Source organism: Microbacterium sp. AZCO (genome assembly GCF_039614715.1).
In the GTDB taxonomy this organism is placed as follows: Bacteria; Actinomycetota; Actinomycetes; order Actinomycetales; family Microbacteriaceae; genus Microbacterium.
In genome coordinates this window covers 2173891-2188472 of sequence record NZ_CP154857.1, presented here as the reverse complement: position 1 = coordinate 2188472, position 14582 = coordinate 2173891, and the positions used below count along the sequence as shown (strand labels likewise).

General features: G+C 71.0%; 16 protein-coding genes and 1 tRNA gene. 8 read left to right on the top strand and 9 right to left on the bottom strand.

Annotation, left to right across the window (positions count from 1 at the left end):
- Positions 1 to 13: 13 nt before the first annotated feature.
- Complete coding sequence (locus AAIB33_RS10205) at positions 14 to 1123, top strand: NAD(P)/FAD-dependent oxidoreductase (RefSeq protein WP_345799859.1); 1110 nt, start codon at positions 14 to 16, stop codon at positions 1121 to 1123.
- On the opposite strand, the gene AAIB33_RS10200 is transcribed toward AAIB33_RS10205, so the two are convergent.
- Together AAIB33_RS10200 and AAIB33_RS10195 are read right to left on the bottom strand one after the other, a co-directional pair.
- Complete coding sequence (locus AAIB33_RS10200) at positions 1101 to 1565, bottom strand: GNAT family N-acetyltransferase (RefSeq protein ID WP_345799858.1); 465 nt, start codon at positions 1563 to 1565, stop codon at positions 1101 to 1103. The genes AAIB33_RS10205 and AAIB33_RS10200 overlap by 23 nt on opposite strands.
- 110 nt (positions 1566 to 1675) lie before the next feature.
- A complete protein-coding gene (locus tag AAIB33_RS10195) occupies positions 1676 to 2671 on the bottom strand; it encodes an EamA family transporter (protein ID WP_345799857.1) in 996 nt (331 codons plus the stop codon).
- Positions 2672 to 2693: 22 nt separating this feature from the next.
- Here AAIB33_RS10195 and cysS point away from each other — a divergent pair, with 22 nt between their 5' ends.
- From cysS to AAIB33_RS10180, 3 genes are all read left to right on the top strand, one after another.
- Positions 2694 to 4097: a cysteine--tRNA ligase gene (gene cysS, locus AAIB33_RS10190; RefSeq protein ID WP_345799856.1), complete on the top strand. Its 1404-nt coding sequence runs from the start codon at positions 2694 to 2696 to the stop codon at positions 4095 to 4097.
- Positions 4090 to 5088, top strand: a complete 999-nt coding sequence (gene rlmB / locus AAIB33_RS10185) for a 23S rRNA (guanosine(2251)-2'-O)-methyltransferase RlmB (RefSeq protein WP_345799855.1) — start codon at positions 4090 to 4092, stop codon at positions 5086 to 5088. The genes cysS and rlmB overlap by 8 nt, the downstream gene beginning before the upstream one ends.
- Before the next feature lie 67 nt (positions 5089 to 5155).
- Positions 5156 to 5797 carry an NAD(P)H-binding protein gene (locus AAIB33_RS10180; protein ID WP_345799854.1) on the top strand — a complete coding sequence of 214 codons (642 nt, stop codon included), beginning with the start codon at positions 5156 to 5158 and terminating at the stop codon, positions 5795 to 5797.
- Positions 5798 to 5923: 126 nt separating this feature from the next.
- On the opposite strand, the gene AAIB33_RS10175 is transcribed toward AAIB33_RS10180, so the two are convergent.
- On the bottom strand, positions 5924 to 7228 hold the full coding sequence (locus AAIB33_RS10175; RefSeq protein ID WP_345799853.1) for a DUF4032 domain-containing protein: 1305 nt from the start codon (positions 7226 to 7228) through the stop codon (positions 5924 to 5926).
- Between the two features lie 66 nt (positions 7229 to 7294).
- A complete protein-coding gene (gene ugpC / locus AAIB33_RS10170; RefSeq protein ID WP_345799852.1) occupies positions 7295 to 8395 on the bottom strand; it encodes a sn-glycerol-3-phosphate ABC transporter ATP-binding protein UgpC in 1101 nt (366 codons plus the stop codon).
- Between the two features lie 285 nt (positions 8396 to 8680).
- On the opposite strand from ugpC, the gene AAIB33_RS10165 reads away from it, so the two are divergent.
- The 3 genes from AAIB33_RS10165 to AAIB33_RS10155 all read left to right on the top strand — a co-directional run bounded on the left by AAIB33_RS10165 (position 8681) and on the right by AAIB33_RS10155 (position 10195).
- Positions 8681 to 9631: a thioredoxin domain-containing protein gene (locus tag AAIB33_RS10165; RefSeq protein WP_345799851.1), complete on the top strand. Its 951-nt coding sequence runs from the start codon at positions 8681 to 8683 to the stop codon at positions 9629 to 9631.
- A gap of 35 nt (positions 9632 to 9666) precedes the next feature.
- A tRNA-Thr gene (locus tag AAIB33_RS10160) sits at positions 9667 to 9742 on the top strand.
- 147 nt (positions 9743 to 9889) lie between these two features.
- Entirely contained in the window at positions 9890 to 10195 is a 306-nt protein-coding gene (locus AAIB33_RS10155) for an NIPSNAP family protein (RefSeq protein ID WP_345799850.1), read from the top strand.
- Between the two features lie 66 nt (positions 10196 to 10261).
- Here the strand turns inward: AAIB33_RS10155 and AAIB33_RS10150 are convergent, their stop codons facing one another.
- The 3 genes from AAIB33_RS10150 to AAIB33_RS10140 all read right to left on the bottom strand — a co-directional run bounded on the left by AAIB33_RS10150 (position 10262) and on the right by AAIB33_RS10140 (position 12339).
- A complete protein-coding gene (locus AAIB33_RS10150) occupies positions 10262 to 10720 on the bottom strand; it encodes a hypothetical protein (protein WP_345799849.1) in 459 nt (152 codons plus the stop codon).
- A gap of 155 nt (positions 10721 to 10875) precedes the next feature.
- Entirely contained in the window at positions 10876 to 11472 is a 597-nt protein-coding gene (locus AAIB33_RS10145; RefSeq protein WP_345799848.1) for a TetR/AcrR family transcriptional regulator, read from the bottom strand.
- Positions 11473 to 11589: 117 nt separating this feature from the next.
- Positions 11590 to 12339 carry an SDR family oxidoreductase gene (locus AAIB33_RS10140; protein WP_345799847.1) on the bottom strand — a complete coding sequence of 250 codons (750 nt, stop codon included), beginning with the start codon at positions 12337 to 12339 and terminating at the stop codon, positions 11590 to 11592.
- 154 nt (positions 12340 to 12493) lie between these two features.
- Between AAIB33_RS10140 and AAIB33_RS10135 the strand changes: the two genes are divergently transcribed.
- A complete protein-coding gene (locus AAIB33_RS10135; RefSeq protein WP_345799846.1) occupies positions 12494 to 13447 on the top strand; it encodes a DMT family transporter in 954 nt (317 codons plus the stop codon).
- Positions 13448 to 13604: 157 nt separating this feature from the next.
- Here AAIB33_RS10135 and AAIB33_RS10130 read toward each other — a convergent pair whose 3' ends face one another.
- A complete protein-coding gene (locus tag AAIB33_RS10130; protein WP_345799845.1) occupies positions 13605 to 14162 on the bottom strand; it encodes a nitroreductase family protein in 558 nt (185 codons plus the stop codon).
- Positions 14159 to 14560, bottom strand: coding sequence for a peptide-methionine (R)-S-oxide reductase MsrB (msrB, locus tag AAIB33_RS10125; RefSeq protein WP_345799844.1), 402 nt, complete (start codon positions 14558 to 14560; stop codon positions 14159 to 14161). Before msrB ends, AAIB33_RS10130 begins: the two co-directional genes overlap by 4 nt.
- Positions 14561 to 14582: the final 22 nt, after the last annotated feature.

The following is a 14582-nucleotide window of genomic DNA, read 5'->3' as shown; positions in this document are numbered from 1 at the left end:
ATCGGAGGACCCCATGGACACGGAATTCGACACCATCGTGGTCGGCGCGGGAGCCGCCGGACTCGGCGTCGCCAAGCGGCTGCGCGATCGCGGCATCCACGTCGTCGTCCTCGACGACCAGCGGCGCGTCGGGGACACGTGGCGGACGCGGTACCGGTCGCTGAAGCTCTTCACGCCCCGGAGCCTCGCGGAGCTTCCCGGGCTGCGCCTCGACATCGGCTACTTCGAGTTCCCGACGGGCGCGCAGTTCGGCGACTACCTCGAGCGGTACGCCGAGACGTTCGCGCTCCCGGTTCACACGAGCACCCGCGTCGTGGCCCTCACCCGCGCCGGAGCGGGCTTCCGTCTCGAGACGAGCGCGGGGGAGATCCTCCTCGCGCGCCGGGTCGTCGTCGCGGCAGGCGCACACCGAGTGCCGGTGACACCGGACTTCGCGCCCCGGCTCGACCCCGGCATCCGTCAGATCCACTCGCTCGCGTATGCGGGACCCGAGGATCTCGCCCCCGGCCGCGTCCTCGTCGTCGGCGCCGGCAACTCGGGCACCGACATCGCCCTCGAGGCGGCTGCCGCCGGGCACGATGTCACGCTCGCCGGCCGTCACCCGGGACAGGTTCCCGGCGACATCGACACACCCATCGGCAACCTCGTGAGCCGCATCTTCATCCGCCGCCTGCTGCGGACGACGATCGACACCGCGAAGGGCCGCGAGCTGCGCGACACGGCGCGCGGTCACGGGGTCGATCTCGTGCGCAACTCGCTCAAGGACCTCGATCGCGCCGGCGTCGTGCGTGTCCCGCGCATCGGGGGCGCGGATGCCTCGGGCCGGCCCGCGACCGACGACGGCGTCGCGATCGACGCCGCGACGATCGTGTGGTGCACGGGGTCGCGACCGGACTTCACGTGGATCCGCATCGACGGCGCGGTCGACGGGACGGGCTGGCCGGACGAGTATCGGGGCATCTCGCGGACGGTCCCCGGGCTGGCCTTCCTCGGACTGCCGTTCCAGTACTCGGTCGCCTCCCCGACGCTCATGGGGATGGGCGTCGATGCCGACTACGTCGTCGAGCGCCTCTTCGCGGACGTCCCGGCCGACAGCGCGCTCACGACAGCGAGAGCGTCATGAACACCGAGAACGGGTCGTGCGTGTATCCCTCGAACGGCTCGCACACGACGAAGCCCTCGCTCGCGTAGAGCCGCTGCGCCGGCGTGAAGTCGGGGGTCGAGCCGGTCTCGAGCCACAGGCTCGTCATGCCGCGCTCGCGCGCCTCCGCGACGATGCGGCGCAGGATGGCCCGGCCCACGCCGGTGCCGCGGAAGCGGTCGTCGACCCGCATCGACTTGAGCTCGCCGCGCTCGGCGTCGATCGCCCTGAGGGCGCCGATGCCGGCGAGGTCGCCGTCGATCCAGGCCGACCAGAACGTGATCGAGGGATGCCGGAGCGCCGCGACGTCGAGTGCGTGCACGCTCTCGGGGGGCGAGCTCTCGTGCATGCCGTCGAGATGGCTCGCGATCAGGCGCAGGGTCGCCTCGTTCGTGAGGTCGTCGGCCAGGATCTCGATCGGCATCCACTCTCCTTCTCGCGGGACGTCACGAATGTACGCGACGTGTGCCGTGCGGGTCACATCGCTCTGGTCGTCCTTGCCGATCCTGCGGGCGCCCGCTGACGGAGCCCTGATCAGCCCTCGACGGCGAAGGGACGGGGATCGCGCGTGCGCGAGCCCCACGCCAGCAGGGCGAGCCCTGCCGCCAGGACGATGAGGCCGATGATCGCGAGGACGCTGAGCCGCTCGTCCAGGACGACGATGCCCAGGATGCTCGCGGTCAGCGGCTCGCCGAGCGTCAGTGTCGCGGCGGTCGCCGCCGTCAAGCCGCTCAGCCCCCACGTGAAGAGGACGTAGGCGATCGAGATCGTCGCGATGCCGAGCCAGAGTCCCATCGCGAGGCCGGCGGGCGTCGCCATCCACGAGAGGTCGACGAACGGCAGGACCGCGATCGAGATGACGGCGGAGCTCGCACCCATCGCGCCGACCACGGTGAACGGGTCCCAGCCGTCGTCGAGGAGGCGCCGCTGCGCGTTGGCGATGACGGCGAACGAGGCTGCGGCGCCGAGGGAACCCAGGAGCCCGATCGGGTCCGTCCCGCCCCCGCCCGCCGCATCCCCGCCGAAGCCGAGCAGTGCGACGCCGAGGGTCGCCAAGGCGGTCGCGACCATCCACGCCGAGCTCGGCGCGCGGCGCGTGAGCATCCATTCGAGGAGCCCCGCCATGACCGGCGCCGATCCGAGCGCGATGACGGTGCCGACCGCGACGCCGTTGCGTGTCGTCCCGAGGAAGAAGAGCGGCTGGTAGGTCACGAGGCAGACACCCGTCAGGACCATGAGCGAGAGGGCGCGCACGCGCTGCGAGCGGCCGAGTCGCCGGAGGGCGAGGGGTGCGGCATCCCCCCTCCGCTCCGCTCGCACGCGGTGACGGCGCGCGAGGGCGAACGCGATGACGGCGAGACCCGTGCCCCCGATCGCCAGACGGACCGCGCCCACGGCGAGGGGGGTCGTGCCGTCGGGGCCGAGCGCCTGCACCGTGCCCGTCGTGCCGAAGAGGATGGCGGCGGCGAACACCGCGAGGACGTGGAGCACGCTCCAGTATCCCGTGCCGTCACACTCGGGGCGGGGCACGGGGCGCCGGTAGGCTGGATCGGTGACCGTCCGGCTCTATGACACCAAGGCGCAGCTGCTGCGCGACTTCGTGCCGCTCGATCCCGGGAACGTCACCATCTACGTCTGCGGTCCGACGGTACAGTCGGGACCGCACATCGGTCACCTGCGCGGAGCGCTGAGCTTCGACATCCTGCGCCGCTGGCTCGCCCACCGGTACGGCCGGGTGACCTTCGTGCGCAACGTCACCGACATCGACGACAAGGTGCTGACGAACGCGACCGACTCCGAGCCGTGGTGGGCGCTGGCCTACCGCATGGAGCTCGAGTTCTCGCGGGCGTACGCCGCGATCGGCATCCTGCCCCCGACCTACGAGCCGCGAGCGACGGCGTCGATCCCGCAGATGCAGGAGCTCATCGCCCGCCTGATCGACGCCGGCCACGCGTACGCCGCCGCCGGAGACGTGTACTTCGACGTGCGGTCGTGGGCGGAGTACGGGTCGCTCACCCGCCAGTCCCTCGACGCGATGGAGCCGGCCGAGGACGCGGACCCGCGCGGCAAGCGCGACCCCCGCGACTTCGCACTCTGGAAGGGCGCAAAGCCCGACGAGCCCGCATCGGCCGTGTGGGACTCTCCGTGGGGCGCCGGACGCCCGGGCTGGCACATCGAGTGCTCCGCCATGTCGCGGCGCTACCTCGGCCCCGAGTTCGACATCCACGGCGGCGGTCTCGACCTCCGCTTCCCCCACCACGAGAACGAGCTCGCGCAGTCGACGGCTGCCGGCGACCCGTTCGCGCGCTACTGGGTGCACAACGGGCTCGTCACCGTCGGCGACCAGAAGATGTCGAAGTCGCTCGGCAACTTCGTCCTCGCGGAGGACCTGCTGCGCGAGCGGGACCCGCTCGTCGTGCGCTACGCGCTCGCCGCCGCCCACTACCGCTCGAGCCTCGACATCACGGCGTCGTCGTTCGACGAGGCGGAGGCGGCGCTCGACCGCATCCGCACCTTCCTCCACCGCGCCTCCCGCGCGCTGGCCACCGACGGCGATCAGCGGGTCGAAGCCTCCGTGCCGCAGCGGTTCGCCGCGGCGCTCGACGACGATCTCGGCGTGCCGCAGGCGCTCGCCGTCTTGCACGAGACGGTGCGTGACGGCAACTCGGCCCTCGACGCCGGCGACCGCGACGGCGTCGTGCGGGCGTTCGCGGAGGTCGCGATCATGACCGGGATCCTCGGGATCGACCCCGAAGACCCGAAGTGGATCGCCGACACGGCCGGGCCCGAGGCATCCGCACTCGATGCCCTGCTGCAGACGATGATCGCGCAGCGCGCCGACGCGCGTGCGACGAAGGACTGGGCGGCCGCCGACCGCATCCGCGACGCGATCGCGGCGGCCGGCATCGCCCTGGAAGACACCCCCGACGGGACACATTGGAGTATCGATGGCTAAGCCAGGGCGCCCCGGCGCGAGCAAGGGCGGCAAGGGTCCCACCAAGGGATCCGGCGGCAAGAACAAGCGTTCCCTCGAGGGCCGCGGACCGACCCCCAAGGCGGAGGACCGCGCCTGGCACCCCGCCGGCAAGCGCAAGGCCGCGGCCGAGCGCTATGCGGCGGCGGGCGGCAAGGGCCGTCCCGGCGGCTCGCAGGGGGGCAACCCGAACCGCGCTCCCAAGTCGAAGTCGGGCGACGACACCGAGACCGTGACCGGCCGCAACTCGGTGCTCGAGGCGCTGCGGGCGAAGATCCCCGCGACGGCGCTCTACGTCGCGCAGCGCGTCGAGATGGACGACCGGGTCAAGGAGATGCTGTCGATCGCGACGCACCGCGAGATCCCCGTGCTCGAGGTCACCCGGCCCGAGCTCGACCGCATGGCGGGCTTCGACGGCGTCCATCAGGGCGTCGCGCTCAAGGTGCCGCCGTACGAGTACGCGCACCCGCAGGACCTCCTCGAGCAGATCATCGACACGGGGGAGACCCCGCTGCTCGTCGCGCTCGACGGCGTGACCGATCCCCGCAACCTCGGCGCGATCATCCGCTCGACCGCGGCGTTCGGCGGGCAGGGCGTGCTCATCCCGCAGCGCCGCTCCGCGGGCGTCAACTCGGCCGCGTGGAAGACGAGCGCCGGCGCCGCGGCGCGGATCCCCGTCGCGATCGCGCCGAACCTGACCACGACGCTCAAGGAGCTCAAGAAGCAGGGCGTCTTCGTGCTCGGCCTCGACGGCGGCGGAGACGTGTCGCTCCCGTCCCTCGCGCTCGCGGACCGTCCCGTCGTCATCGTCGTCGGGTCGGAGGGCAAGGGCCTCTCCCGGCTCGTCACCGAGACGTGCGACCAGATCGTGTCGATCCCCATTTCGGCCGCGACCGAGTCGCTCAACGCCGGGATCGCGGCATCCGTCGCCCTCTACCAGGTCTCCACGATGCGAGCCGGCGCGCCCGAATAGTGCATTCGCGGGAATGAACCGCGCACGCGGCGCGCTGGCCTCAGCAGGACCTGACGAAAGGAACACCATGGCTCGTATCGCCGTCATCGGAGGGACCGGCTACGCCGGCAGCCACATCCTCGCCGAGGGGGTGCATCGCGGGCACACCGTCGTCTCGGTGGCGCGCACGCTGCCGGCCGAGCGCGTCGAGGGTGCCACCTACATCGAGGGCACGCTCCTCGACGTGCCGAGCCTCGTGAGCGAGCTCGAGGGCGTGGACGTCGTCGTCCTCGCCGTGCCCGCGCGAGGCGACATGGAGGGCAGCGTGCGCACGAACGTCGCGCAGCTCGTCGCGGAGCTGCCCACCTCGGTGCGCGTCGGTGTCATCGGCGGCGCCGGCGGGAGCCTCGTCGCGCCCGGCGGCGAGCGGGTCGTCGACCAGCCTTCTTTCACCGAGGAGTACAAGCCTGAGGCCCTGGAGGCGATCGGCGTCCTGGAGGACCTGCAGGCCCAGGACCACGGGCACGACTGGTTCTACATCCACCCCGCCGGCGGGTTCGGCGCCTGGAACCCCGGCGAGCGCACGGGCAGCTACCGGGACGGCGGCGACGTCATCGTCGTCGACGATCAGGGCGAGTCCTTCATCTCGGGACCCGACCTGGCGGTCGCAATCATCGACGAGATCGAGACGCCGAAGCACCACCGCGAGCGCTTCACCGTCGGCTACTGACGCGTCCTCGCGCGCGGAGCATCCGCGCCGAATGACGGAGATGTGCAGGATGACGGAGCGCGCAGCAGCGTGGCATCCGTCATCCTGCACATCCACGCCGGGATGTGCAGGCTCGGCCGCCCCGGCTCAGACCAGGTCGCGCCAGTCGATCTCTTCGTCGTCGTCGAGGGTGTCGATCGCACCCGTGATCACGGGGAGTGCCATCGTCTCGGTGGGCGGACCCATCACGGTAGCCTCATCCCGGCGATGCCGCAGCACGTCGTCGACGTAGCTCGTGAGCACTTCGGCGAGCGGCACGGCCTTGCCGCGCGCCTGCGACATGTACCAGCGGTGCTCGAGCACCTGGTGGAACACCTCTGCGGGCTCGAGCTTGGAACGCAGGTCGAAGGGGATCGCCTTGACGACCGGCTCGAAGACGCGCGTCAGCCACTCGTGCGCGACCATCTCCTCGTCATCGCCGAGGCGTGAGACTCGCGCCCGGAACTCGTCCAGATCGTTGAGCAGGCGGCGCGCCTGGTTCTCCTCGACATCGAGGCCCGTGAGGCGCAGCAGGCGCCGCTGGTGATGGCCGGCATCCACGACCTTCGGCTGGATCGAGACGCGCGTGCCGTCCGTCGTGGCCTGGATGGACATCTCGCCGATGTCGAAGCCCAGCTCGTTGAGCCGCCGGACGCGCTCCGTGATGCGCCACGCCTCGTCGGAGCCGAAGCTCTCCTTGTCGGTGAGGGCGCCCCACAGCGAGTGGTACGACGACATGATGCCGTCGGCGATCGCGAGCGCGTCGACGCCGCCCTCGAGCCGCCCGCCCGCCTCGAGGTCCATGATCTCGCCGGCGATGTTGGTGCGCGCGACGTCGAGGTCGTGCGCGCGCTGCCCCGGCGTCAGACCGCTCTCGTGCAGCTCACCCGTCTCGGCGTCCACGAGGTACGCGGCGAAGGCGCCCGCGTCGCGGCGGAACAGCGTGTTCGAGAGCGACACGTCGCCCCAGAAGAAGCCCACGTTGTGCAGCCGCACGAGGAGCACCGCGAGGGCGTCGACGAGGCGGTTCGCGGTGTCGGGGCGCAGCACCTGCGTGAACAGGGCGCGGTAGGGGAGGGAGAACTTCAGGTGGGCCGTGACGAGCGCGGCGGGCAGCGGCTCGCCCGCGGCATCCACTCGTCCCGCGATCACCGCGACGCGCTCGACGCACGGAGCGTCCAGGCGATGCAGGTTGCCCAGCATGTCGTACTCGCGGCGTGCCATCTCCTCGGTCGTCTCCTTGATGGCGACGACGCGCCCGGAGAGGTTGGCGAAGCGCACGAGGTGCCGCGAGATGCCCTTCGGGAGGAACACGATGTGGCTCGACGGCCACTCGGCGAGAGGCGTCGACCACGGCAGCGTCAGGAGACCCGGGTCGACGGAGCTGGCGGTGATGCTGAGGGCGGCGGGCATTCTTCTCCTGGAAACGGCACAGCGCGGGCGGTCTGTGAAGAGCCGCCCGCGCTGTGTCCTGATCGATTACGCCGAGGCGATCGCCTTCTTGGTGAGGCGCTCACCCGACTCGACGTCGAACGCGTGGACGTGGTGCGGCACGGGGGCCAGCACGACCTTCTCGCCCGCGTTCGGGTGGATGCGGCCGTCGACGCGTGCGACGATGTCGGTGCGCTTGCCGTTGATGTCGGTGTGGCCGTAGAGGTAGCCGTCGGCGCCGAGCTCCTCGACGAGGTCGACGTCGACCGTCAGACCCTTGCCGTCGGCCGGGTTCACGACGATGTCCTCGGGACGCACACCGGCGGTGATCTGCGAGGCGTTCGTCGGGCGGTCGATGTCGGCGTCCACGATGGCGGTGCCGAACTGGATGCCGCCACCCGTGGCGAGATCGACCGGGAACAGGTTCATCGCGGGCGAGCCGATGAAGCCGGCCACGAAGACGTTGTCGGGCTTCTCGTACAGGTCGCGGGGCGAGCCCACCTGCTGGAGGAGGCCGTCCTTCAGCACGGCGATGCGGTCGCCCATCGTGAGGGCCTCAGTCTGGTCGTGCGTGACGTAGACCGTCGTGACGCCGAGGCGGCGCTGCAGCGACGCGATCTGCGTGCGCGTCTGGACGCGGAGCTTGGCGTCGAGGTTCGACAGCGGCTCGTCCATGAGGAACACCTGCGGCTGACGGACGATGGCGCGGCCCATCGCGACACGCTGACGCTGACCACCCGAGAGGGCCTTCGGCTTGCGCGTGAGGTACTGCTCGAGGTCGAGGAGCTTGGCCGCCTCGAGGACGCGAGCGGCGCGCTCGTCCTTGCCGACGCCGGCGATCTTGAGCGCGAAGCCCATGTTCTCGGCGACGGTCATGTGCGGGTACAGCGCGTAGTTCTGGAAGACCATCGCGATGTCGCGGTCCTTCGGCGGGACGTCGGTGACGTCGCGATCGCCGATGAGGATGCGGCCGGAGTTGACCTCTTCGAGGCCGGCCAGCATGCGCAGCGACGTGGACTTGCCACAGCCGGAGGGGCCGACGAGGACGAGGAACTCACCGTCTCCGACCTCGAGGTTGAGCTTGTCCACTGCGGGGCGCGTGCCCCCGGGGTACAGACGGGTTGCGTTGTCGAACGTGACGGACGCCATTGTGTTCTCCTTCACCGGCAGGTACGTGCCGGACGATCCGTAGTGAATGGAAGTGCGGGGGCTTTTCCCGCCGCCCACCGTTGGGCGTATCTCTCAGTATGACATGGCGGGGCGCTGCGGCCGATTCCGGGTGCCGTCGGAGAGCGGATGCAGCAGCCTGCGGCGCCGCGCGGAGCCGCCGCGGAGGCTCCGTCTGGGCTTTTCCCAGGGTGCCTGGCTAGCATCGTCAACGGTCGCCGCCCCGGTGCGACCAGGCCTCGGGCCACCCCGTTCCCAGAAGGTTCCATGTCGAGCGACGAATCACCCAACGCGCCCGTTCCGAGCGACCGCCGTGAAGCGGTGCGCGAGAAGGCGCTCCAGGTGCAGGCGAAGCAGTCGCGTGCCCGGGTGATCCGCACCACCTCGATCGCCGTCGTCGTGGCGGCCGTCGTGGCGGTCGTCGCCGTCGTCGTCACCTGGACGGTCGGCTCCGCAGCATCCAAGCCCCTTCTCGATCCCACGAATGTGACAGATGACGGCGTCGTCGTCACGAGCGTCTCGGGCACGACGATGGAGGACGCGGCGGGCGATCTCGACGCTCCCGGCGCCGGTGCCTCGACCGAGACCCCCGCGCCCACCGAGACGCCGACCCCCGGCGCGACCCCGACGAAGGGCGCCGCCGTCGACATCCGGGTGTACGTCGACTACCTCTCGTCCGGCTCGCGCGACTTCCAGCTCGCCAATGCGCCGCAGCTCTCGGCCTGGGTGTCGCAGGGCGCCGCGACGCTGACGTACTACCCCGTCGCGATGCTGACCGCCAAGTCGAACGGCACGAAGTACTCCCTGCGCGCCGCGAGCGCCGCCGCCTGCGTCGCGACGCACGCCCCCGACAAGTTCTTCGCGTTCACGCACGCCCTGCTCGAGAAGCAGCCCGCCCTCGACTCGGACGGCTTCACCGACTCCGAGCTCGCCGCCATCGCGATCGCGAAGGGTGCGCCGGCCAAGATCGTGCGCGCCTGCATCGAGGACGAGGACTTCGCCGCCTGGGCCAAGTCGGCCACCGACCGAGCGCTCGAGGGCATCCCCGACACCGACGGCGTCACGCTCACGAAGGCGCCCATGGTGCTCGTCAACGGCACGCCCTACGTCGGCGCACTCGATGACCCCGCCGAGTTCTCGCAGTTCGTCCTGACGCTCGCGAGCGACAGCTACTACAAGACGTCGAGCCCGACGCCGACTCCGACCCCCGCCGGCTGAGACGGTTGCGCCCGCCCGACTAGACTGGGCACCCTGCCGACCTGGCGCAATTGGTAGCGCACCCGACTTGTAATCGGGCGGTTACGGGTTCGAGTCCCGTGGTCGGCTCCACGCTTGAGATCCCCTGTGCTCGGCTCCATGTGCTCTGCCAGTCGCCGAGCTTTCTCCGCCACTCTTCGCGCACTCTGCCGAGACCGCCGCTCGCCACGGTGTCGGTCGGCGAGACTCGTCTCTTCGCTTGACTGCAGAGGAGCCCCGATGATCACCGTTCATCTCCGGTACGAGATCGATCCCGACAAGCTCGACGACTTCACCGAGTACGGCCGTGCGTGGATCCGGCTGGTGAACAAGCTCGGCGGGACGCACCACGGCTACTTCATCCCCAGCGAGGGCGACAGCGACGAGGCGTTCGCGCTGTTCACCTTCCCCTCGCTGGCCGAGTACGAGGTGTACCGCACCGCGTCGACGACGGATCCCGAGTGCCAGGCCGCCTGGGAGCTCGCGCGCACCACCGGCTGCATCCGGCGATACGAGCGCAGGTTCCTCACTCCGGTGTTCTCCTGATCAGCAGCGGAATGATGGATGCCTCAACCCGCCCTCGGGCCGGTCGAGGCATCCATCGTCCGCGGATCAGCGCTGATCCGCCTGCGTCGCGGTCTTGAGGGCCACCTCGTGCAGGCGCTCCAGCGCGTCCGCGCCGTCGAGTCGGCTCCAGGCGTTCGCCGACGCCTCGAGGGTGAAGGCAAGACCGAGGGCGTAGTCGACGTCGAACTCTTCGTCCGCGACCCGCCACGGGTACGGGTCGGGGTCCGGCGGGAACGGGAACGGGATCGGCGGCCAGTGCCGCGGCGGCGGGCAGATGTCGTCGCCGGGCTCGTACGCCACCCTGAGCATGTGTGCCGTGGCGGCCGTCTGCACGACCTGGCGCGCCACGGCCGCGCCGTACCGGAAGGCCGGCGGCAGCGGCTGGGGGTTGAGGGCGACCGCGTCGATGCGCGTGCGGAGGCCGCCCGGGCCGCCGCCGACGATCTCCCAGATCTGCGGGTACTTGCGCGCGATGATCGCGATCAGGCTGGTGTTCAGAGCCATGATGTCTCTCCTTCTCGCCGCTGGAGGAGCGGCCCCTGGCCCGTCGGTGACGGGCCACCTGAGAAGAGGGCCGAGCAGAGCGCCTGATACGTGAGCTGCGTCCGACGTGAGTCCTAGCGGAATGGTGGATGCCGGTGGCGCGGCTCGATCGCGCGCTATGCGGGATGGGGGAAGGCGGTCAGAGCCCGCTGCGCGACTCGCCTCAGCTCGTCTCGCGTGGCTCCGGCCGCCGCCTGGACGGCGAGGCCGGCGGACACCGTCGTGAGGTAGCGCGCGAGCTCGACGGGGTCTTCCTCCGCGGGAAGATCGCCGGCATCGATCGCTGCGGCGAAACGCTCGGCGAATCGCGCCGCCCCGTCCGCCCGGCGATCCTCGAGGTAGCGGACGATCCCCTCGTCCTGCGGCGCGCTCGACAGGCCCCCTTGAATGGAGAGGCAGCCGGGCGGGCGGCCGGGCGTCGTGATCGCATCGACGTTCTCGAGGAGGTACCGGCGGGCGGTGTCATACGCGGTCGGCTCCGCGAGCGCGTCCTCGACGTAGGCCATGTCGATGCGGGCGTACCGGTCGACCGCGAGCTTGAAGGTGCCCTCTTTGCTCCCGAAGGCGCTGTAGAGGCTGGGTCGGTTGATGCCCATCGCCTCGGTCAGATCGGTGAGGCTCGTTCCCTCGTAGCCCTGACGCCAGAAGAGCTCGATGGCACGATCGAGCGCCTCGTCCACGTCGAACTCCCGTGGTCGGCCTCTCGTGGCCATGCGAGCCCTCCTCGCCATCACCGGACGTACCCAACGTAGGGGACGCCGCACCCGGATCTCCCGCGTGGATGCATGCGCGCCGAGGCGCTCCGAAGGGCTGCCCCGGCGCACAACGTGTCAGATCTGGCTCGCACCGCCGTCGACGTACAGCTCGGCGCCGGTGACGTACGAGCTGCGCGGCGAGGAGAGGTAGAGCACGGCTTCGGCGATCTCGTCCGGCGCGCCCAGGCGGCGCATCGGGACGCCCGCCGCGAGTCCGCCCAGCAGCGCCTCGGCCTGCTCGGGCTCGGCAGCCAGCCCGCTCAGTCCCGGAGTCGCGATGGGCCCGGGTGCGACGGAGTTCACCCGGATGCCCCGGTCGACGAGCTCCGCCGCCCAGCTGCGGGCGAAGCTGCGGATCGCGGCCTTCGACGCGGCGTAGACGCTGAACGACGCACTGCCTTTGACATCGATGTTGGACGAGGTGAGGACGATGGCCGCTCCCTTGTTGAGGTGCGGCAGCGCCTTCTGCACGGTGAACACCGTGCCGCCCACGTTGGACTCGAACGTCGTCGTGAAGTGGTCCCACGTGATGTCTTCGATCGTCGCGAACTCGCCACCACCCGCGTTCGCGAACACCGCATCGAGTCCGGCGCCGCGCTCGCTCACCGCGGCGAACACCCGGTCGAGGTCGTCCAGGCGCGAGACGTCGCCCTGAACGGTCGTCACAGCGTCGCCGAACTCGGCCTGTACGGCATCCAGCTTCTGGGCCGTGCGTCCCGTCACCACGACGTGCGCGCCCTCCTGAACGAAGCGGCGGACGACCGCCAAGCCGATACCGGACGTTCCGCCCGTCACGAGTGCGGTCTTGCTGTCGAGGTCTCCCATGATCCATCCCATCTACATCTGTACCGATCGGTACGCTATGCGGGTTCCAACCGGGTGCGGCCGCGGCGTATTCCGTACTGAGCGGTAAAGATTGGAACGCGCCGCGCCGCGGCGCGAGTTCGGGCGGTGGTCCGAGCCCGGGCATGATGGACCGGTGACCCGCCCCCGCCCGCCCGCCTGGATCGCGATGGGCGGAGCCGTGCTCGTGGGGGTCATGACGGCCGTGCAGGCGCGCATCAACGGCTCACTCGGACTCGCCCTCGGCGACGGCTTCACGGCGGCCGTCATCTCGTTCGGCTCGGGCCTGGTGATCCTCGCCGTGCTGTGCGCGATCCTGCCCGAAGGTCGGGCGGCCATCGCGCGCCTCGTGACGGGGGCGGGGAAGACCATCCCGATCTGGATGCTGCTGGGCGGCCTCGCGGGTGCCCTCACCGTCGCCACCCAGGGCCTCGCCGTCGCGACGATCGGCGTCGCGCTCTTCACGGTCGGAGTGGTCGCCGGCCAGACGGTCAGCGGACTCGTGCTCGACCGGGCCGGCTACGGTCCGGCGGGCGTCGTCGCCATGACACTGGGCCGCGTCGCGGGCGGCGCGATCGTGCTGGCCGCCGTGGTCCTGTGCCTCGCGGGGGAGGGGCCGGCGAATGCGCCGTGGTGGATGCTGTTCCTCCCGTTCCTCGCCGGTGCCGGCATCGCCTGGCAGCAGGCGACCAACGGGCGGCTTCGGCAGGCTGTCGGCAGCCCGCTCGTCGCGACACTCGTGAACTTCCTCGGCGGCACGATCGCCCTCGCGATCGCGGCGCTCGTGCACCTGCTGATCGGCGGCGGACCCACGGGCACCGCGACCGAGCCGTGGATGTACGCCGGCGGTGCGATCGGCGTCGTCTACATCTTCCTGTCGGCCGCGCTCGTGCGGCACACCGGCGTGCTGCTGCTCGGCCTCGGGTCGGTCGTCGGTCTGCTCGCGACATCCATCGTGCTCGACGCTCTGTGGCCGCCCCTGTCCGGGCCGTCGTTCGGCGTCGCGCTCGCCGCCGTGGTCGTCGCCCTCGTGGGCGTCATCGTCGCGGTCGTGCCGTGGCGCCGCCGGCGGGCAGCATCCGGCACGTGAGAACCGCCGCCGGGGTGCGGCATCCGGTCGTCGAGGTCAGCCGCTGCGCGGCATCCCGTCTTCGAGAACCGCCGCCGGCGCGCGGCATCCGGCACGTGAGAACCGCCGCCGGCGTGCGGCATCCGGTCTTCGAGGTCAGCCGCTGCGCGGCATCCCGCTACTGGTGCTTGTCGTCCTTCTTCGGGAGCCGCGAGAGGAAACGTGAGGCGTCGACCGGCTTGCGGTGACCCGGACGGCCGCGTCCGGGCTTGCCGCCGACGTAGAGCCAGCCGAGGAGCTCCTCGTTCTTCTTCAGGCCGTGCGCCTTGGCGACGGCCTTGCTGCGCGTATACGAGCCCGTGCGCCAGAACACGCCCCAGCCCGCGTCGTCGAGCAGCAGGCTCAGCATGTGGGCGACGCCCGAGGCGACGGCCTCCTGCTCCCACTTCGGCACCTTCGAGCTCTTGCGGGGGCTCGAGACGACTGCGATGAGCAGGGGAGCACGGAGCGGCTTGGTCGACGCGCCCTTGTGCCCTTCGGCCTTGTTGATCGCGCGGCCGAGCACGTCGCGGTCGGGTCCGCGCAGCTCGATGAGGCGCCACGGGCGCAGGGAGGAGTGGTCGGCGACGCGGCCCGCGGCCGCGACGAGCGGGAGCAGCTCGCCGTGCGTCGGCGCCTCGGGCGTCACCTTCGACCACGAGCGGCGGTCGCGGACCGCCTCGAGCGCACCGGTCATGACTCGGGCGTGAAGTCGAGGGCGATCGAGTTCATGCAGTAGCGGTCGCCCGTGGGGGTGCCGAAGCCGTCGGGGAAGACGTGGCCGAGGTGCGAGCCGCAGGTGGCGCACCGGACCTCCGTGCGGTCCATGCCGTAGCTGCGGTCCTCGATGAGCTCGACCGCCTCGGGGCGGATCGACTCGTAGAAGCTCGGCCACCCGCAGTGCGAGTCGAACTTCGTGCCGCTCTTGAACAGCTCGGCGCCGCAGGCCGCGCACGTGTAGAGGCCGGCGCGGTGCTCGTCGAGCAGCTCGCCCGTCCAGGGACGCTCCGTCGCGGCCTCGCGGAGCACGGCGTACTGCTCGGTGCCCAGCTCCTCGCGCCACTCGGCATCCGTCTTGTTCACTGCATAGCTCATGGGTTCTCCTTCTGCCCCTCCA